This window comes from Phenylobacterium sp. (genome assembly GCF_030651755.1).
Classification (GTDB): Bacteria; Pseudomonadota; Alphaproteobacteria; order Caulobacterales; family Caulobacteraceae; genus Phenylobacterium.
The window spans coordinates 1-18,702 of record NZ_JAUSBZ010000152.1 but is presented as its reverse complement, the minus strand read 5'-3'; the positions used below and the strand labels follow the sequence as shown (position 1 = coordinate 18,702).

Below are 18,702 nucleotides of genomic sequence, written 5' to 3'. Positions count from 1 at the left end.
CCATGTTTCGCGCCTTCACCCGCATCGCCCTGGCCGCCGTTCTGCTGGCCGCGCCGATGGCCGTCCAGGCCGCCGACATTCCGCCGATCACCTATCGCGAGCGGGTGCTGGACAACGGCCTGCGGGTGCTGAGCGGGGTGGACGCCACCACGCCCAATGTGACGGTGCAGGTCTGGTACGGGGTCGGCTCCAAGGACGACCCGGAGGGGCGCTCGGGCTTCGCCCACCTCTTTGAACACATGATGTTCAAGGCCACCCGCAACATGCCGTCCGAGACCCTGGACCGCATGACCGAGGACGTGGGCGGGTTCAACAATGCGTCCACCTGGGATGATTTCACCAACTATTACGAGGTGGTCCCCGCCAACCATCTGGAGCGTCTGCTCTGGGCCGAGGCCGAGCGGCTGGGCTCCCTGGTGGTGGACGCCGAGATCTTCAACTCCGAACGGGACGTGGTGAAGGAGGAGCTGCGCCAGCGCATCCTCGCCGCCCCCTATGGCCGCCTCTTTGGCCTGATGATCCCGCAGGCGAGCTTCCAGGAGCATCCCTACAGGCGGCCGGGCATCGGCTCCATCGCCGAGCTGGACGCCGCCACCATCGACGATGTGCGGGCCTTCCACCGGGACTATTACCGCCCCGACAACGCCGTCCTGATCGTCATCGGCAATTTCAATGAGGCCCAGCTCGACGCCTGGGTGGACAAGTATTTCGCGCCTCTGAAGACCCCGGAGACGCCCCTCAAGCGGGTGGATGCGGTGGAGCCTGCGCGCACCGGACCCGGCGTCTATGACGGCTATGGCCCCAATGTGCCTCTGCCCGCCGTGGTCCTGACCTGGCTGGGCGCCGAGGCCGCCAGCGCGGACGCCCCGGCGCTCAAGGTGCTGGACGCCATCCTGTCGGCCGGCAAGTCCTCGCGGCTCTATAACAGCCTGGTCTATGAGCAGCAGATCGCCGTGGAGGCCTTCTCCCAGGCCGACCTGCCGCAGCAGCCGGGCCTGTTCGCCGTCGGCGCCATCCTCTCCAGCGGGCAGACCGTGGAGGCCGGCGAGGCCGCCCTGCTGGCCCAGGTCGCCCGCCTGCGGGAGGCCCCGCCCACTGAGGCCGAATTGAATGAGGCCCGCAACGAGCTGGTCACCGGCGCCCTGCGCGAGCGCGAAACCGTCGATGGCCGCGCCTTCGCGCTCGGCTATGCCTGGGCGACCCAAGGCGACCCGGCCAAGGCCAATACGGAGCTGGCGGAGCTGGCCGCCGTCACCGGCGCCGACGTCCAGCGGGTGGCGCAGACATACCTCGCCGCCGACCGGCGGATGACCATCCGCTATCGCCCGGAGTCAGAACGTCCGGCGGGGCAGGCCGCCGTCGAGCCTGCGCCGCCCGCGGCCCAGCCCGTGGCCTTTGACGGGGAGATTGTCACCCTGGCGCCGGAGTCCGAACGCCAGGCGCCCCCGCCGGTGGGCGAGCCGGCGGACCCGGTGCTGCCCACCCCGGCCCAGATGGTCCTCGACAATGGCTTGCGGGTGATTGTCGCCCGCTCCAGCGACCTGCCCCTGGTCTCGGCGGCCCTGATCGTACGCGCCGGCGCCTGGGCCGACCCGCAAGGTCTGGCCGGCGCCATGTCCATGACCGCGGCCATGCTCACCGAGGGGACCACCACCCGCACGGCGCCGCAGATCGCCCAGCAGATCGAGGCCCTGGGCGCCAGCCTGTCCTCCTCGGCGGGGCTGGAATCGGTCAGCGTCAGCCTGACCTCCATGTCCGACAAGGTGGAGCCGGCCTTCGCCATCCTGTCGGACGTGGTGCGCAATCCCGCCTTCGCCCCCGAAGAGCTGGAGCGTCAGACCACCCAGGCTCTGGATGGCATGTCTGTGGCCTATGAGGATCCCGGCCAGCTCTCGGCCATGGCCGTGGGTCCGGTGATCTTCGCCGGCACGGCCTTTGGCCACCCGGCCGATGGGACGCCCGCCTCGCTGCCCCGGCTGACGCCGGAAAGCCTGAAGACCCTGCATGACCGACACTTCCGGCCCGACAACGCCATTCTGGTTCTGAGCGGCGATGTCTCTCCGGAACAGGGGTTCGCCCTCGCCCGCCAGGCCTTCGCCGATTGGGCGCGGCCGACGGAGGCCCTGCCGGCCCAGCCCCAGATCGCCCCGGCCGCCCGGCGGCAGGTGGTGGTGATCGACCTGCCCGGCGCAGGCCAGGCCGCTGTCCGTCTGGCCAAGCCGGCCATATCCCGCCGGGACGGGGCCTACTATCCGGCCATCGTCGCCAATTCGGTCCTGGGCGGCGGCTATTCGGCCCGGCTGAACCAGGAGATCCGCATCAAGCGCGGCCTCTCCTATGGGGCGGGATCGGGGCTGTCGGCCCGGCGGACCACCGGCGCCTTCCAGGCCCAGGCCCAGACCAAGAACGAGTCCGCCCCCGAGGTGGTCGACCTGATCTCCGCGGAGATGACGCGACTGGCCGCCGACCCCGTGACCACCGAAGAGCTGACCGCGCGCAAGTCGGTGTTGATCGGCGCCTTTGGTCGCGCCCTGGGCACCGCCGGCGGCCTGGGCGGGGTGCTGGGGGAGATGGCCCTGCAAGACGTCCCCCTGGAGGAGATCAGCGCCTATACCGCCAAGGTCCAGGCGGTGACCGCCGATGAGGTCCGCGCCTTCGCCGCCCAGCGCCTGTCGCCGGGCGACGCGGCGGTGATCGTCGTCGGCGACGCCGAAGCCTTCATCGAAGGCCTGCGGAGCCGGGCGCCGGACCTGCGGCGAATACCGGCGGCGGAGCTGGACCTGGAGGCCACGGACCTGGGCGCTGCGGCGCCCTGAGACGATTCGACGCCGGGGGTTGAACCTTGGCCGTAGAACCTGCCTAGTCGCGGCATGCAGGATGCGTTCGATGTTGTTGTGGTCGGGGCCGGAGCCGCTGGCCTCGCGGCGGCGGCGCGCCTGTCCCGCGCAGCCCTTTCGGTGGTCGTCCTGGAGGGGCAGGGCCGCATCGGCGGCCGGGCTCACACCCTGGCGGCCCGCCCGGACCTGCCCCTCGACCTGGGGTGCGGCTGGCTGCACAGCGCCGATCGCAATCCGCTGGCGACCCTGTTCGCCCGGGCCGGCGTGGCGCTGGACCGCACGACGCCGGCCTGGAGCCGCCCCGAGGCCAATCAGAGCCTGACGCCTGAGGATCAGGCCGCCTTCGCCAGCGCCATGCAGGACTTTGAAGCCGCCCTCGAACAGGCCGCCCGGGCGGGACAGGAGGGCCGCGCCATCGCCCACCTGCCCCCGCGGGCGACGCGCTGGCATCCGATGCTGGAGGCCTTCAGCGCCTATTATAACGGCGCGTCCCTCTCCCAGGTCTCGGTGCAGGACTATGGGGCCTTTTCCGATACCGGCGTGAACTGGCGGGCGCCTGACGGCTATGGGGCGGCGATCTGCGGCCTCGCCCCCCGGTCCCTGATCGTGCCCCACTGCGCGGTGCTGTCCATCGACCATGAGGGCTCGAGGCTCAGGCTGGAGACCGCCCGGGGAACCATCACCGCCAGGGCCGCGGTGGTGACCGTCTCCAGCGCGCTGATCGCCCAGGAGGCCATCCGCATCCATCCCCGCCTGCCGGCCAAGGTGGACGCCGCCACGGGCCTGCCGCTGGGCCAGGCCGAGAAGGTGTTCCTGCGGCCCTCCGCGCCGGAGGTCTTCCCGCGGGAGAGCCACCGCTGGGGCGCCACCGACCGGGCGGCGACCGGCAGCTACTATCTCCGGCCCCTGGGGCGGCCGGTGATCGAGGCCTATTTCGGCGGCGACCACGCCCGGGCGCTGTCGGCCGAGGGGCCTGGCGCAGCCACGGCCTTCGCCATCGACGAGCTGGTCGCCTGTTACGGCGCCGATGTGCGCGCCCAGCTGCAGCCCCTGGCCGAGACCCGCTGGGGCGCCGATCCCTGGGTCCTGGGCGCCTACTCCCACGCCTTGCCGGGCTGCGCGGCGGCCAGGCGGGCCTTGGCCGAGCCGGTCGATGGCCGCCTGTTTTTCGCCGGCGAGGCCACCTCAACCAAATCCTTCTCCACCGCCCATGGCGCGTGGGAGAGCGGCCTGCGGGCCGCCGATGAGGCCCTGGCGGCGCTTGGCCTGCGGGAGACCTGACTCACGGCCGTCATGGACTGAGGTTAGACAAGAGCGCTGTCTGGGGAGGGGCGCATGGACGACCACACTATTCGAGCCCTGACCCTGTCGCGCCGGCGGATGCTGGCCGGAGGCCTGGGCGCGCTCCTGGCCCCGGCGCTCGACCCCCGTCAGGCGCAGGCCCAGCCGGTGTTCGCCGACTATCCGTTCCAGCTGGGCCTGGCGGCCGGCGACCCGGCCCCCGACGGCTTCGTCATCTGGACGCGGCTGGCGCCCGACCCCCTGGCGGTCGGCTACGGCATGCCCGCCCGCCCCGTGCCGGTCAGCTGGGAGGTGGCCGAGGACGAGGCCTTCACCCGTATCGCCGCCGGAGGTGAGACCGTGGCGAGGCCCGAGCTCGCCCATGCGGTTCATGTGGAGGTGGCCGGCCTCTCGCCGGCGCGGACCTATCACTACCGGTTCATGGCCGGCGCCGAGCGTAGTCTCGCAGGCCGGGCCCGCACGACGCCCGCGGCCGGGGCGAGCCTGGCCCGGGTCCGTTTCGGCGTGGTCGGCTGCCAGCACTACGAGCAGGGCTTTTACACCGCCCACCGGCGCCTGGCGGAGGAGGACGAGCTCGACTTCGTCTTCTGCTACGGCGACTACATCTATGAGGGGCGCTCGGCCCGGGTGGGGAACTCCGCAGCCGGCCCCCAGGCCAATCAGCGCCAGCATGTGGGTCAGGAGACCTACAGCCTGGATGACTATCGGCGGCGCTACGCCCAGTACAAGATGGACCCCGACCTGCAGGCCAGCCACGCCGCGGCCGCCTGGTTCGTCACCTGGGACGACCACGAGATCGACAACAACTGGGCCGCCGACCTCGATCAGGACGGAACCGACCCGGCCATCTTCCGCCTGCGTCAGCAGTCGGCCATGCAGGCCTATTACGAGCACATGCCCCTGCGGCGCTCGGCCTTCCCGGCCGGCCCGGCCATGCGGCTCTACCGGCGGGCCGATTATGGAACCCTGCTACGGCTGAACCTGCTGGACACCCGGCAGTATCGCACCGAGCACCCCTGTGGCGGCCGCTGGGGCGCCTGCAACGAACTGGAGCGGGCGCAGGCCGAGATGCTGGGGGCGGCGCAGGAACAGTTCCTGTTCGACAGCCTGTCATCTTCGCCCGCCCGCTGGAACCTCCTGGCCCAGCAGGTGATGATGATGGACCTCGATCGCGATCCCGGCCCCGGCTACATGGTCAATCCCGACTCCTGGGGCGGCTACCGGACGCCGCGGGCCCGGCTACTGCGTCATATCCGCGACCGCCGGGTGGCCAATCCCGTGGTGCTGACCGGTGACGAGCATCAGAACTATGCCGGCGAGCTGCACCTGGACGGCCGCAACCCTGAGCCACGGGCCATCGCCACCGAGTTCGTCGCCACCTCCATCACCTCTGGCGGCGATGGGAGCGATCAGTCGCCACGGATGGCGCAGGTCCAGGCGGCCAATCCGCAGCTGAAGTTCAACAACTCCCAGCGCGGCTACATGCTCTGCGACGTGACGGCCGAGCGCTTCGAGACCGCCTTCCGGGTGATGGACAGGGTCAGCGCGCCCGGCGGCGCCGTCAGCACCCGGGCGAAGCTGGTCGTGCCCAATGGCGAGGCGGTGGTGGTTCCGGCCTAGAGCGCGTTCCGATAAGTGGGAACCGGTTATCGGATCGAAACGCGCGTCCAGCTTTAAGCGATCACTGCCCGCTCGCCCCAGCGGGCGAGGTCGGGTTCGTGGCCCATGAGGGCCAGGCCCGAGGCGATGGACTCCAGCTCCCCGCCGGTCTCGATTTTTTCAGGCGCGAAGCGGCGGTTGAAGATGGCGCGGACCGCCGGCACCAGGGATGAGCCGCCGGTGAGGAAGACCCGGTCGATCCCGTCCGGGTTCAGGCCAGCGCCCGCCAGGGCCTCGTCCACCGCGCCTTCGATCTTGCCCAGTTCCGGGGCGATCCAGGATTCGAACTCCCCCCGCGCCACATCGCGGACGATGGAGACCCCGCCGGCCTCGAAGGAAAAGCGCGCCTGACCCTGCCGCGACAGGGTCTCCTTCAGCCGCGAGACGGCCCGGTAGAGGGGATAGGCGTGGTTGTCGTCGAGGATTTCGATCAGCCGGGCGATCTTCTCAGGCTCCACGGCCTCGCGCTCGAGCTTGCGGATCTCGCGCATGTCCCGGGAGGCCCGCAACAGGGCCAGCTGGTCCCAGCGGGCGAAGGCCGAGTAATAGCGGTTGGGGATGGGCAGGGTCTTGCCGAAGGTCCTGTAGCTGGACCCCTTGCCGAGCGCCGGCGACACCAGCTGGTCGATGATCCGGTAGTCAAAGGCGTCGCCGGCCACGCCAACGCCTGAACGCCCCAGCGGCTCGGCCCGGAACGCGCCTTCGCCATCGCGCTTGAAGCGGATGATGGAGAAGTCGCTGGTGCCGCCGCCGAAGTCGCCCACCAGGACGGTGGCGTCGGCCTTCAGCGTGCGGGCGAAGAAGAAGGCTGCGCCCACCGGCTCATAGACATAGAGGATTTCGGAGAATCCCAGTCGGGCGAAGGCCGTCTCGTAGCGCGACAGCGCCAGGCGCGGATCAGGCGCGGCGCCGGCGAAGGTGACGGGGCGCCCGACGATCACCCGGGCGGGCAGGTGGGCCAGGGTCTCACCCCCATGTTCGCGCAGCTTGAACAGGAAGGCCGAGAGCAGGTCCTCAAAGGCGTAGCGGCGTCCCAGGATCTGGGTCTCGGTGAAGCTCGCCGAAGCGGCGAAGGTCTTGAAGGACTGGATGAAGCGGGTCTCCAGCGGGTCCTCCACATAGGCCTCGATGGCCCAGGGGCCAGCCTCCACCGTGCGCTCGGCAGGCTGGTCCGGCGGCGCATGGAAGGCCAGCGCCGAGCGGAAGGCGAACACGTCGCCGTCGGGCGCCGGAAAGCGCGCCAGGCGGGCCGGCGCGCCGGGCGCGGCCAGGGCGAGCACGGTGTTGGTGGTGCCGAAGTCGATCCCCAGGCTGAGGCCCACCTCAGTTTGGGGCGGGGTCGAGGGTGTAGGCGCGGCGCTCATGGCGCGGACTCCTTCGGGGGGCGGACGGCGGATCGCCCGCCGCCCCGAAGGCGCGCGATCCGTCAGGCGTGCTGGCGGGCGCCGAGGGTCATCAGCGGGGCGCCTCGGTCTGGCGCAGGTCGTAGGCCGCCAGCGTCGCCAGCTGCAGGATGCGGGTGACCGAGGAGGACAGGGGCGCGATCTGCACCGACTTTTCGAGGCCGAGCAGGATCGGGCCCACCAGGGTGGCGCCGCCAAAGGCCTGCACCAGCTGGGTGGAGATATAGGCCGAGTGGATGGCCGGCATGATCAGCACATTGGCCGGGCCGGTCAGGCGCATGAAGGGGAAGTTGCCGCGACGCTCGGGCTCCAGGGCCAGGGACGGCGGCATCTCGCCCTCGTACTCGAAGTCGAGCTCCATCTCGTCGAGCATGGCCACGGCCTCGCGCACCTTTTCGGAGCGGTCGCCCATGGGATTGCCGAAGGTGGAATAGGACATGAAGGCCAGGCGCGGGGTGTAGCCCAGCGCCTTGACGGCCTGGGCGGCCTCCAGGGCGATCTCCACCAGGTCCTCGGCCTCGGGCATTTCGGTGACATTGCTGTCGGCGATGAACAGGGTGTGGCCCTTGCCCAGCAGCACCGACATGCCCATGACCCGCCCGGCCGGGGCCGGATCGATGACCCGCAGGACCTCGTCCAGCACCTGGTCGTAGGAGCGCGTCACCCCGGTGACCATTCCGTCGGCATGGCCCAGCGCCACCATGCAGGCGGCGAAGGTGTTGCGGTCCTGGTTCACCAGCCGCTGCACGTCGCGCATCAGATAGCCCTGACGCTGCAGGCGCTTGTAGAGGAACTCGGCGAACTCCGGATTGTGGTCGGAGGTCCGGGCGTTGACCACCCGCAGGTTGGCGTCGGTGGGGCTGAGGCCCACGGCGCGCATGTTCTCGGCCACCAGCTCGTCACGGCCCACCAGGATCGCCTCGCCGAGCCCTGCGGTCTGGAAGGCGTAGGCCGCGCGGATCACGCTGGGCTCCTCGCCCTCGGCGAACACCACGCGCTTCTTTGGCCCCGACAGGACCGAGCCCTGCAGCTTCTGCAGGAAGGCCGCGGTGGGATCGAGCCGCTGGGCCAGCTGGGCGCGATAGGCGTCCATGTCCTCGATCGGTTTGCGCGCCACCCCGGTGTCCATGGCCGCCTGGGCCACGAAGGGCGGGATGTAGGAGATCAGCCGCGGATCGAAGGGGCTCGGGATGATGTATTGCGGGCCGAACTTCAGCTGCACCCCGTGATAGGCCGCGGCCACCTCGTCGGGCACGTCCTCCTGGGCCAGAGCCGCGAGCGCCTGGGCGCAGGCGATCTTCATCTCCATGTTCACCCGCCGGGCGCGCACGTCCAGCGCGCCGCGGAAGATGTAGGGGAAGCCCAGGACGTTGTTGACCTGGTTGGGATAGTCGCTGCGGCCCGTCGCCATGATGGCGTCCTTGCGGACCGCATGAACCTCTTCGGGCGTGATCTCCGGATCGGGATTGGCCATGGCGAAGATGATCGGATTGGGCGCCATGGAGGCGACCATTTCCGGCGTCACCGCGCCCTTGACCGACAGGCCGAGGAACACGTCGGCGCCGTCCAGCGCCTCAGCCAGGGTGCGCTTGTCGGTGTCGATGGCGTGGGCCGACTTCCACTGGTTCATGTTTTCGGCCCGGCCACGATAGATGACGCCGGTATTGTCCACGGCGATGCAGTTCTCGGCCCGCACCCCCATGGCCTTCATCAGCTCGAGGGAGGCGATGCCCGCGGCGCCGGCGCCGCACAGCACCACCTTGGCCTCGGACAGCTTGCGCCCGGTGATCTTGCAGGCGTTGAGCAGGCCCGCGCAGGAAATGATCGCCGTGCCATGCTGGTCGTCATGGAAGACCGGGATGTCGAGCAGCTCCTGCAGCTCGGTCTCGATGCGGAAGCATTCGGGGGACTTGATGTCCTCCAGATTGATGCCGCCATAGGTGATGCCGATGTTCTTGATCACCGTGATGATCTCGTCGGCGTCGGTGGCCGAGACCTCCACATCGATGGAGTCCACATCGGCGAAGCGCTTGAAGAGGACGCTCTTGCCCTCCATCACCGGCTTGGACGCCAGGGCCCCCAGATTGCCGAGGCCCAGGATGGCCGTGCCATTGGAGATGACCGCCACCAGGTTGCCCTTGGAGGTGTAGTCATAGGCCTTGTCCGGATCCTCGGCGATCGCCAGCACCGGTACGGCCACGCCGGGGGAATAGGCCAGCGAGAGGTCCCGCTGCGTGGCCATCGGCTTGGTCGGCACGATGGCGATTTTCCCAGGGGTGGGCAGACGGTGGAAGCTCAGCGCCTCCTCGTCGGTGAAGGTGCGTTTCTCGGCGTCGCTCATGAGCGCGGACGGTCCTTGCAGACACTGGTGATGGAAGAGGGCCGCAACCTACATACCCCGCCCCCCCGCCACAACCGCAAGACTCCTGCGGGGCGGTAGGAATTGCGGGAGGTGGGGAGTTGTTGGCCGGTTCTGGCTCTGAGCGGCCGCTCGGAAACGCCGCTGTTAGCCCAGTCCTTTGGACTTTGGCGCGCAAGTCCTCGGCAAGTGCAGACCAGCCCCAGTTGATCGGCCTAGCCAAGCGAGCGAGAACCGCGATATCTTGCCGCTATGAGCGATGATGCGGAATACTTGGCGAACTACACGCCTGATAAGCTCTATGTTCACCCGGGTCCCAATGGTGCCTACGCTACGATATGTGGCGCAAGCGAGGAGGTCATCGGTGGCATAGACGTCACCCAACGCTGCAAGCTAGCGGTCAAAGCCTTCTGGGTGAATGACAAATCTGACTTCGGCACTTTCGCGCTTATCAAGCTTACTCACCATAAGACCTATGGGTGGCGTGAGGATTCCCGGGTGCAGGTCACCCATTTTCAACTAGCCCAAATCCGCGATTTCTTGAGAATTATAGCAAGCCTCGACTTCGGTGACGCCCGAAAGACGAAAGTTTCATTGGAGAATGTGAGTCTTGCAGCGCTCACAAGTCTTCTGACATCGAACAAAGCGGCCGACGTCATCGCCCAACTAGCCGAGTCTCCTGAGCTACACCAAGATATATACGCGTTGGCAGCGAAGCGTTCGGTGTTGGACGACTTTGAACACCGCATGGGAAAAGGGCTCTCAGAGGCGGACTGGCAAGCGTTCTTTGAGGTCAATTCTTGGATATTCGGACACGGGCTCCACTACGTAGCCATGGGCAAAGTGTCAGAGACCTTGATGGCAAAGACCACCGGGCACGAATTCGACCGAGCGGGAAAAACCGTAGACGCGCTGATGCGAACCCGCGCGCAGGTCAGCCAGTTCGTTTTCGTCGAGATCAAGAAAGACAGCACCGCCCTGCTCAGACAAACGGCGGAGCCCTATCGCCCTGGCTGCTATGGGGTGAGTAGTGAGGTTTCCAACGCGGTTACGCAGGTGCAGAAAACCACATTTGATTTTGCCCGCCGGCGCTTCCGGGAAGTGATGAAGGACGCCGCGGGTAATGACACGACAGATCTGACGTATTCTGTTGAGCCGCGTGGTTTCCTCGTTGTTGGAAACTCTGGTGAGTTATCTGGAAACGACGATAAAATTGCGTGCTTCGAGCTCTATCGGCGGAACGTGCGTTCGCCCGAAATCCTGACGTTTGACGAGTTGCTCTACCGGGCGCGTTTCATCGTCCAGAACCTCAGCGGACAAGCTGATTGAAGTCCGTTGGGCGCGGCGGCGTGAATGCCCGCTCCGGATGCAGCCGGAAGCCCAGGGCGCCGGCCACCTTGAGGACGGTGCTGAACTCCGGGCGGCCCTCGGCGCTGAGCGCCTTGTAGAGGGCCTGGCGGGAGAGGCCGGTTTCTTCGGCCAGTTGCGACATCCCATTGGCCCGGGCGACGATCCCCAGGGCGTGGGTGATGAAGGACGCGTCGCCGGATTGGAAGGCGTCCTCCAGGAAGGCTTCGATCGCCTCGGGCGTGTCCAGAACTGCGGCCGCATCGAAGCGGCTGGTCTTCAGAGGCATCCGCTCAAATCTCCAATTCACGCGCCATGGCCTTGGCGCTCTCCAGCTACATGTCAACTATGGGCGACAGGGGGTGGCGACGCTTCGCCCAGGAGATTGAACGGCTCAAGGCCACCCCCGACCTTGATCCCACCCACCATGGGATATACCTTCCGTATATCCCAAGAGGCGCCCCATGACCCGCACGACCCTGTTTCAGTCCAATCGCTCCCAGGCTGTGCGTCTGCCCAAGGACGTGGCCTTTCCGGACAGCGTGCGGGCCGTGGCGGTGCTGCGGGATGGGAAGCGGCGGGTCATCGTGCCGGCCGACGCCATCTGGGACGACTTCTTCGATGCGCCGGGCGTCGATCTGGGCGAGCGGGATCAGCCGGCGGTGCAAGGCCGCGAGCCGTTCTGAATGCTACGCTACCTGCTCGACACCAATCTCTGCATCCGGGTGCTGCGGGACCGGCCGCCTCAGGTTCGCGAGCGGTTCAATCTGGAGGCCGACAGCCTCTGCATCTCCACCATCGTGCTGACCGAGCTGCTGCATGGCGCGGCGAAGTCGGCGCGGCCGGCGCATAATCGCAATGAGGTGGAGCGGTTCGCCGCGCGGCTGGAGGTGCTGGCCTTTGACGCGGGCGCCGCCGACCATGCCGCCGACATCCGCGCCAATCTGGAGGCGCGGGGGGAGATGATCGGCGGCTATGACCTCCTGATCGCCGGCCACGCTCGCAGCCGGGGCCTGACCGTGATCACCGGCAATCTGTCAGAGTTTCGCCGGGTCGATGGTTTGCGCTGCGAGGACTGGCTGGCTGGGGCCTAAAGCGCCCCGCCCTGCCTCCGCCCCCACCTCCGCCCTTGACCGCGCCGGTCCAGGGGCGACATTCGCTGCCTTGCGTCGCGTGAGCCCCGGAGAGACCGTCCTGACCGCACCTGTTCGTTTCGCTGTCTCAGGCGCCCTTGGCCGGATGGGCCAGGCGGTGGTGTCCGTGCTGGAGGCGCGGTCCGACGCCGGCGTCTTCGCCTGTTTCGATAGGCCCGGCGCCGATGATCCCCGGCTGGTGGATCAGGCCAGCGCGCTGGCGGCGGCCCATGTGGTGGTGGACTTCTCCACGCCCCAGGCCTCCTGCGAGCTCGCCCAGGTGTGCGCCGCCCGGGGCGACATTGCGCTCGTGATCGGCTCCACCGGCTTTGATGCGGCCCAGATCGCGGTGATCGACCAGGCGGCCAAGGCCATCCCCATCGTGCGGGCCGGCAACTTCTCGCTGGGGGTCAACATGCTGCTGGGCCTGGTGGCCCAGGCCGCGCGGGCCCTGGCGGCGGCCGACTACGACATCGAGGTCTTCGAGGCCCATCACCGGCGCAAGGTCGACGCGCCCTCAGGCACGGCGATCATGTTGGCCCAGGCCGCCGCGGAGGGACGCGCGGTGGCCCTGGAGACCGTGGCCCGGGCGGCCCGGGACGGGATCACAGGGGCGCGGCCGGAAGGGGAGATCGGTTATTCGGTGATGCGCGGGGGCGGGATCATCGGCGAGCATTCGGTGGTCTTCGCCGCCGAGGACGAGATCCTGACCCTGTCCCACTCGGCCCGGGACCGCAGCCTGTTCGCCCGCGGGGCGGTGGAGGCCGGCCTCTGGGCGGTGCGCCAGCCGCCGGGCGCCTATGACATGCAGGACGTGCTGGGCCTCAAGGGCCGTCCGTCCAGGGCCGGGGCATGAACGGCGGGCTCGACCTGCTCAGCCTCGACGCCTCGGGCCAGCTGGCCCTGCTGGCGTCTGGCCGGGTCACCGCCGTGGAGCTCCTGAAGCTCACCCTGGCCCGTCATGAACAGACCCATCGGCGGCTGAACGCCGTGGTCACCGCCGATCTGGAGCGCGCCCTGGAGCGGGCCAAGGCCATTGACGACATCCGCGGCCGGGGCGGGGCGCTGGGGCCCCTGGCGGGCCTGCCCATGACCATCAAGGACACCCTGGACGTCAGCGGCATGCCCGCCTCGGCGGGGCTGGAGGTCCATCGCCGGCGCCAGGCCGAGGACGCCGCCGTAGTCGCCCAGGCCAGGCGGGCAGGCGCAGTGATCTGGGGCAAGACCAATGTGCCGGTCATGGCCGGGGACTGGCAGAGCTTCAATTCCCTCTACGGGACCAGCAACAATCCCTGGGACGTGACCCGCACGCCCGGCGGATCGTCCGGTGGGGCGGCGGCGGCGCTCGCGGCCGGGGTCACGGCCCTGGAGATCGGCTCGGACATCGGCGGCTCCCTGAGGGTGCCGGCCCATTTCTGCGGGGTCTTTTCGCACAAGCCCACCTGGGCGCTCACTCCCCAGCATGGCCATGTGCCGCCCAAGCCCGGCTCCTGGCAGGAGCCGGACCTGAACGTCATCGGCCCCATGGCCCGCTCGGCCCGGGACCTGCGTCTGCTGCTGTCGGTGATCGCCGATGGCGGGGTCTCGCCCAAGGCGCCCCCGGCCGACCTCCACAAGGCCCGCATCGGCCTGTGGCTGGAGGCGCCGGGCCTGCCGCTGGATCCGCAGGTGGGGGCGGTGCTGGTGGCCTATGCCGGCGAACTGGCCGCCGCCGGCGCCACCGTCGAGGTGATCTCGCCGCCTGTGGATATCGAGACCCTGCTGGAGTCCTACCTGCTGCTGCTGGGCGCGATCATCGGCGCCGACATGCCGGCGGGTCAGATCCGCCGCATGGAGATGATGCGCCCGGCCGCCCGCATCGCCAGGGCGCGCGGCGCCGGCCCCTTCTCCTGGGCGGGCACGGTGATGGCCTATACGGCCCGCCACCGGGACTGGCTGGCGGCCGACGCCATCCGCGCCCGACTGCGCCGGGAGATGGAGGCGGTGTTCGAGGGCTATGACGCCATCCTGGCGCCGGTGGCGCCCGGCACGGCCTTTCCCCACAGCCAGGGCTCATTCCCCTCCCGGCGGCTGAAATTCTCCGACGGGGGCGGCGCGCCCTACATCACCATGCTGGGCTGGATCGCCCTGGCGACGGCCTGCCTGCTGCCGGCGGTGACCCTGCCGGCCGGGATCGCCGCCGACGGCCTGCCGGTGGGCGCCCAGCTGATCGGCGGCCATGGGACCGACGCCCGGCTCCTGTCCCTGGCCCAGGCCATCGACGAGAATGTCCGCGGCTTCACCCCGCCGCCGGCCTAAACTCTATGTCTGGAGCGCGTTTCGTCCCGATAACCGGTTCCCACTTATCGGAACGCGCTCTGAGCCCGCTCAGCGCACCGCCGCCCAGGGCCTGGACAGAAGCGTTGCGCAGTTGATCAGCCCGACCAGGGAATAGGTCTGGGGATAGTTGCCCCACAGCTCATCGCCGTCGAAGGAGATGTCCTCCGACAGGAGCCCTGCGGCCGTGCGCCTGGTCAGCATCTCCTCGAACAGCTCCCGGGCCTCCTGGGTGCGGCCGGACAGGTGCAGGGCCTCGATGAGCCAGAAGGTGCAGATGTTGAAGGCGGTCTTGGGCTCGCCGAAGTCGTCGGGCAGGGCGTAGCGCAGCATGTAGGGGCCGCGCCGCAGGCCCTTTTCCACCGCCGCGATGGTGGCGGCCATCTTCGGGTCGCTGGCGGGGGTGAAGCGGACGTCCACCAGCTGCAGCAGGCTGGCGTCCAGCTCGTCCCCGTCGAAGGTGGCGGCGTAGCGGCCAAGCTCCTCGTTATAGGCTCGGTCCTCGATGACGGCGCGCATCTCGTCGGCCCGGGCGTTCCACAGGGCCGCCCGCTCCAGCAGGCCGAGCTGGACCGCCGCATTGCCCAGGCGGTCGCAGGCCGCCCAGCACATCACCGCCGAATAGGTGTGGATCGCCTCCCGGCCCCGGAACTCCCACAGGCTGGCGTCGGGGGTGGCGTAGACCTCATAGGCCCGCTCGCCGACCGGCTCGAGGGCGCGGAAATCCTCCACCGTGGCCGGACGCAGCAGGCGCTCGTCGAAGAAGGCCTGCACGGTGGACAGGATGATCTGGCCATAGACGTCGTGCTGCAGGTGCTCGTGGGCCTGGTTGCCGATGCGCACCGGCCCCATGCCCCGATAGCCGGGCAGGGCGGTGGCGATCTTCTCGGTCAGCCCCGGCTCCAGCCCCACCCCATAGACCGGCTGCACATGGCCGCCGCCGGCCTCGGCCACCAGGTTGCGCAGGTAGGAGAGATAGTTCTCCAGCATGTCGGCGGCGCCCAGGCGGGTCAGGGCCTGGACCACGTAATAGGCGTCCCGCAGCCAGCAGTAGCGATAGTCCCAGTTGCGGCCGGACTCCGCGTGCTCAGGGATCGAGGTGGTCAATGCCGCGACGATGGCGCCGGTCTCCTCATAGGCGCAGAGCTTCAGCGTGATGGCCGAGCGGATCACCGCCTCCTGCCACTCCAGCGGCACCGACAGGGTGCGCACCCAGCCGCGCCAGTAGTCGGTGGTTTCGGTCAGCATGCGGGTGGTGGTGGCCATCACATCGGCGTCGAACCCCTCGTCGGGGCCGAGGAACATGGCGATGGGCTCCTCCAGGCGGAACAGCCGCTCCTCGGTGATGTGGCTCACCGGCGCATTGGTGGTCAGCCGCATGGTGGTCGGCCCGCCCACATAGCGGATGTGGTTGGAGCCGGTGGTCTGGCGGGCGGGCGCCTGGCCCCAGTTGACGCTGGGCCGCATGCGGATGCGGATGCGCGGGGCGCCCGACAGGGGCCGGATCAGCCGGATCATGGCCATGGGCCGATAGATCCGCCCGAACTGCCGGTAGCGCGGGGCGAAGTCGAGGATCTCCAGGCTTTCCCCATCCTTGTTGGTCAGTTCGGTGCGCACGATGGGGGTGTTGCGCAGATAGGTCTGGCGGGTCTGGGCCAGGCCCTCGGCCTGGATGTCCCACAGGCCTTGGACGTCGGCGTCGGCCGGGTCACGGTCGCTGAGCAGGGCCGAGAAGAAGGGGTCGCCGTCCACCCGGGGCACGCAACCCCAGACGAAACGGCCGTGCCGGTCGATCAGCGCGCTGGCCGAGCAGTTGCCGATGGGAAACAGGTCCAGGGTCTGAATCACAGGGCCAGGGCCTCGCTGGTGTTGTGTCGCATGTGGTGGCGTCCTTTTTCTCGACGGCGGGTCAGCGCCGTTTGCTAAGCTGCGAGGCGCCAAGTGACTCGCCGCCATCTTGGCCCTGTGCGGGCCGCACATCCAAACGGGGAACCCATGATCCGAGCCCGCCGCGCCCGAATCGTCGCCACTCTGGGCCCCGCCAGTCGCAGTCCTGCCCAGGTGGAGGCGCTGGCCCGGGCCGGCGCCGATGTCTTCCGGGTCAATTTCAGCCACGGGACGCACGAGGACCATGCCCGGGCCATCGCCACGGTCCGGGGCGCCGAGGCGACCCTAGGTCGGCCTATCGCTGTCCTGGCGGACCTGCAAGGCCCCAAGCTGCGGCTCGGCAAGTTCGCCGATGGTCAGGTGCGCATCCGGCCCGGCCAGGCCTTCCGCCTCGATCTCGACCCGACGCCCGGCGACGCGGCCCGGGTCTGCGCGCCGCATCCCGAAATCCTGGCGGCGGTGAAGGTCGGCGCCGACATCCTGATCGACGATGGCCGGGTGCGCCTGCGGGTCACCCGCCATGGCAAGGACTTCGCCGAAACCGAGGTGGTGGTGGGCGAGACCCTGTCCAACCACAAGGGCCTCAACCTGCCCGGCCACCCGATCCCCATTCCCGCCCTGACCGCCAAGGACCGCAAGGACCTGGCCTTCGCCCTGGACCAGGGGGTGGACTGGGTGGCGCTCTCCTTCGTCCAGCGGGCCGCCGACATGGCCGAGCTGCGCCAGCTGGTCCAGGGCCGGGCCGCCGTCCTGGCCAAGATAGAGAAGCCCGCCGCCCTGGACGCCCTCGATGAAATCCTCGACCTCTGCGATGGGGTGATGGTGGCCCGGGGCGACCTGGGGGTGGAACTCGCGCCCGAGGACGTGCCGGTGGTCCAGAAGGCGCTGATCCGCGCCTGCCGCACCCGGGGCATTCCGGTGATCGTCGCCACCCAGATGCTGGAATCCATGACCAGCGCGCCGACGCCCACCCGGGCCGAGGCCTCCGATGTGGCGGGCGCGGTCTATGAGGGCGCCGACGCCCTGATGCTGTCAGCCGAGACCGCGGCCGGCGACTTTCCCCTGGAGGCGGTGTCGATCATGGACCGCATCATCTGCCGGGTGGAGCGCGACCCCCGCTGGCCCGAGCTGATGGCGGCAGAATATCCCATCGAGGACGCCGACGCCGACGCCCTGGTGGCCGCCGCCGGCCGCGCCGCCCAGGGGCCGGCCGTGGCCTGCCTGGCCAGCTTCACCACCACCGGCCAGACGGCGCTGCGCCTGGCCCGGGAGCGCCCCCTGCAACCGGCCCTGGCCCTGACCCCCCACATAGGCGTCGCCCGGCGCCTGGCCCTGACCTGGGGGGTCGAGGCCCGGGTGGTGGCTCAGCCCGCCGATTCCGAGAGTCTGGCCAAGATCGCGACGGAGGTGGCCGCCGCGCTGGGCCTTGCGCCGCCGGGTCAGAGGATTCTGATCCTGGCCGGCCTGCCCATGGGCTCCCCTGGGGCGGCCAATATTCTGCGTTTGGCGCACGTTCCGCGTCGATAATGGGGCCTAACGCACCACAATCTTGACCCCATCCACCGGCTCGCAGCGGACGACCACCTTGCCGTCGAGGGTCTCAAAATGGAGCGTGATGTGGTGCGGGCCGACCCGCAGGTCCTCGACCGTCAGGCGGTCGATGCCGATGGGCAGGCGGGGATCGTCGATCTCCACCCGCCGATCGCGTCCATTGATCTTCAAGCCCAGGCAGGCCTGCAGCATCATGAAGATGGCCCCGGCCGCCCAGGCCTGGGGGAGGCAGGCCACCGGATAGGCCACCGGCGGCTCGCCCGCCCCCCGGGGGAAGCCGCAGAACAGTTCGGGCAGGCGCATCTCGAAGTGGGAGGCGGTCTCGAACATGTGGGACATCATCTTCACCACCCCGTCCCGCGCCCCATAGTTGGCCATGCCCTGGACGCAGAGGGCGGTGTCGTGGGGCCAGACCGAGCCGTTGTGATAGGACATGGGATTGAAGCGCGCCTCGCCCGCCGCCAGGGTCCGCAGGCCCCAGCCGGTGGAAAACGCCGTCGACAGAAGCCGCTCGGCCACCGCCTCGCCCCGCTCCGGGGAGGGCAGGCCGACAAACAGCAGGTGGCCGGGATTGGAGCCGAGGACCGAGCAGAGCTCGCCGTCCCCGTCGATGGCCATGCCGTAGAACCCCTTGTCGGCCATCCAGAAGCGGCTTTCCACCGACTCCCGCAGGTGTTCGGAGCGTGCCCGCCAATGATGGGCCGATTCCAGATCCCCGCGGCGTTCGGCCAGGTCGGCCATGGCGCGGAAGGCGGCGAAGGCGTAGCCCTGCACCTCCACCAGGGCGATGGGTCCGTTGGGAAAGCGTCCGTCGGCGTGGAAGACGGAGTCCTCGCTGTCCTTCCAGCCCTGATTGGCCAGGCCTGACTCCTCGCCCCGGGCATAGTCGATCAGGCCATCGCCGGTGG

Annotated in this window: 14 protein-coding genes; 9 read left to right on the top strand and 5 right to left on the bottom strand. The window is 69.2% G+C overall.

Annotation, left to right across the window (positions count from 1 at the left end; all coding sequences use genetic code 11):
• Positions 1-2: 2 nt before the first annotated feature.
• From Q7V15_RS14675 to Q7V15_RS14665, 3 genes are read left to right on the top strand one after another with little or no spacing between them, the layout of a single operon-like run.
• On the top strand, positions 3-2,816 hold the full coding sequence (locus Q7V15_RS14675; RefSeq protein WP_304756484.1) for a pitrilysin family protein: 2,814 nt from the start codon (positions 3-5) through the stop codon (positions 2,814-2,816).
• 54 nt (positions 2,817-2,870) lie between these two features.
• Positions 2,871-4,118: an NAD(P)/FAD-dependent oxidoreductase gene (locus tag Q7V15_RS14670; RefSeq protein ID WP_304756482.1), complete on the top strand. Its 1,248-nt coding sequence runs from the start codon at positions 2,871-2,873 to the stop codon at positions 4,116-4,118.
• 54 nt (positions 4,119-4,172) lie between these two features.
• Complete coding sequence (locus Q7V15_RS14665; protein ID WP_304756481.1) at positions 4,173-5,759, top strand: alkaline phosphatase; 1,587 nt, start codon at positions 4,173-4,175, stop codon at positions 5,757-5,759.
• A gap of 53 nt (positions 5,760-5,812) precedes the next feature.
• Here the strand turns inward: Q7V15_RS14665 and Q7V15_RS14660 are convergent, their stop codons facing one another.
• Both Q7V15_RS14660 and Q7V15_RS14655 read right to left on the bottom strand, forming a co-directional pair.
• On the bottom strand, positions 5,813-7,162 hold the full coding sequence (locus Q7V15_RS14660; RefSeq protein WP_304756480.1) for an Hsp70 family protein: 1,350 nt from the start codon (positions 7,160-7,162) through the stop codon (positions 5,813-5,815).
• Positions 7,163-7,253: 91 nt separating this feature from the next.
• Positions 7,254-9,542: an NADP-dependent malic enzyme gene (locus Q7V15_RS14655; protein WP_304756479.1), complete on the bottom strand. Its 2,289-nt coding sequence runs from the start codon at positions 9,540-9,542 to the stop codon at positions 7,254-7,256.
• Positions 9,543-9,812: 270 nt separating this feature from the next.
• Here Q7V15_RS14655 and Q7V15_RS14650 point away from each other — a divergent pair, with 270 nt between their 5' ends.
• Entirely contained in the window at positions 9,813-10,889 is a 1,077-nt protein-coding gene (locus tag Q7V15_RS14650) for a Shedu immune nuclease family protein (protein ID WP_304756478.1), read from the top strand.
• On the opposite strand, the gene Q7V15_RS14645 is transcribed toward Q7V15_RS14650, so the two are convergent.
• Positions 10,870-11,196 (bottom strand): addiction module antidote protein, encoded by a 327-nt coding sequence (locus Q7V15_RS14645; protein ID WP_304756477.1) that lies wholly within the window; start codon positions 11,194-11,196, stop codon positions 10,870-10,872. The two genes, Q7V15_RS14650 and Q7V15_RS14645, sit on opposite strands and share 20 nt — an antisense overlap.
• A 175-nt stretch (positions 11,197-11,371) precedes the next feature.
• Here Q7V15_RS14645 and vapB point away from each other — a divergent pair, with 175 nt between their 5' ends.
• The 4 genes from vapB to Q7V15_RS14625 all read left to right on the top strand — a co-directional run bounded on the left by vapB (position 11,372) and on the right by Q7V15_RS14625 (position 14,338).
• Positions 11,372-11,593 (top strand): type II toxin-antitoxin system VapB family antitoxin, encoded by a 222-nt coding sequence (vapB, locus tag Q7V15_RS14640; RefSeq protein WP_304756475.1) that lies wholly within the window; start codon positions 11,372-11,374, stop codon positions 11,591-11,593.
• Positions 11,594-12,001, top strand: coding sequence for a tRNA(fMet)-specific endonuclease VapC (gene vapC, locus Q7V15_RS14635; RefSeq protein ID WP_304756474.1), 408 nt, complete (start codon positions 11,594-11,596; stop codon positions 11,999-12,001). It begins immediately after the preceding gene.
• Positions 12,002-12,071: 70 nt separating this feature from the next.
• Positions 12,072-12,896, top strand: coding sequence for a 4-hydroxy-tetrahydrodipicolinate reductase (gene dapB / locus Q7V15_RS14630; RefSeq protein ID WP_370689822.1), 825 nt, complete (start codon positions 12,072-12,074; stop codon positions 12,894-12,896).
• Positions 12,893-14,338, top strand: coding sequence for an amidase family protein (locus Q7V15_RS14625; protein ID WP_304756473.1), 1,446 nt, complete (start codon positions 12,893-12,895; stop codon positions 14,336-14,338). The genes dapB and Q7V15_RS14625 overlap by 4 nt, the downstream gene beginning before the upstream one ends.
• 69 nt (positions 14,339-14,407) lie before the next feature.
• Here the strand turns inward: Q7V15_RS14625 and Q7V15_RS14620 are convergent, their stop codons facing one another.
• The gene (locus Q7V15_RS14620) at positions 14,408-16,204 is read right to left on the bottom strand and encodes a glycoside hydrolase family 15 protein (protein WP_304756472.1); all 1,797 of its coding nucleotides are present in this window, start codon (positions 16,202-16,204) and stop codon (positions 14,408-14,410) included.
• Between the two features lie 147 nt (positions 16,205-16,351).
• On the opposite strand from Q7V15_RS14620, the gene pyk reads away from it, so the two are divergent.
• Entirely contained in the window at positions 16,352-17,770 is a 1,419-nt protein-coding gene (gene pyk, locus Q7V15_RS14615; RefSeq protein ID WP_304756471.1) for a pyruvate kinase, read from the top strand.
• A gap of 6 nt (positions 17,771-17,776) precedes the next feature.
• Here pyk and Q7V15_RS14610 read toward each other — a convergent pair.
• On the bottom strand, positions 17,777-18,702 hold a 926-nt coding region (locus tag Q7V15_RS14610; protein ID WP_304756470.1), incomplete at its 5' end, for an amylo-alpha-1,6-glucosidase.

Bases quoted from the DNA above. Each gene is read 5' to 3' on its own strand.
- Q7V15_RS14625 (WP_304756473.1), top strand. From the start codon at position 12,893: ATGAACGGCGGGCTCGACCTGCTCAGCCTCGACGCCTCGGGCCAGCTG.
- pyk (WP_304756471.1), top strand. From the start codon at position 16,352: ATGATCCGAGCCCGCCGCGCCCGAATCGTCGCCACTCTGGGCCCCGCC.
- Q7V15_RS14645 (WP_304756477.1), bottom strand. From the start codon at position 11,196: ATGCCTCTGAAGACCAGCCGCTTCGATGCGGCCGCAGTTCTGGACACG.
- vapB (WP_304756475.1), top strand. From the start codon at position 11,372: ATGACCCGCACGACCCTGTTTCAGTCCAATCGCTCCCAGGCTGTGCGT.
- Q7V15_RS14655 (WP_304756479.1), bottom strand. From the start codon at position 9,542: ATGAGCGACGCCGAGAAACGCACCTTCACCGACGAGGAGGCGCTGAGC.
- Q7V15_RS14660 (WP_304756480.1), bottom strand. From the start codon at position 7,162: ATGAGCGCCGCGCCTACACCCTCGACCCCGCCCCAAACTGAGGTGGGC.
- Q7V15_RS14670 (WP_304756482.1), top strand. From the start codon at position 2,871: ATGCAGGATGCGTTCGATGTTGTTGTGGTCGGGGCCGGAGCCGCTGGC.
- Q7V15_RS14650 (WP_304756478.1), top strand. From the start codon at position 9,813: ATGAGCGATGATGCGGAATACTTGGCGAACTACACGCCTGATAAGCTC.
- Q7V15_RS14665 (WP_304756481.1), top strand. From the start codon at position 4,173: ATGGACGACCACACTATTCGAGCCCTGACCCTGTCGCGCCGGCGGATG.
- Q7V15_RS14675 (WP_304756484.1), top strand. From the start codon at position 3: ATGTTTCGCGCCTTCACCCGCATCGCCCTGGCCGCCGTTCTGCTGGCC.
- vapC (WP_304756474.1), top strand. From the start codon at position 11,594: ATGCTACGCTACCTGCTCGACACCAATCTCTGCATCCGGGTGCTGCGG.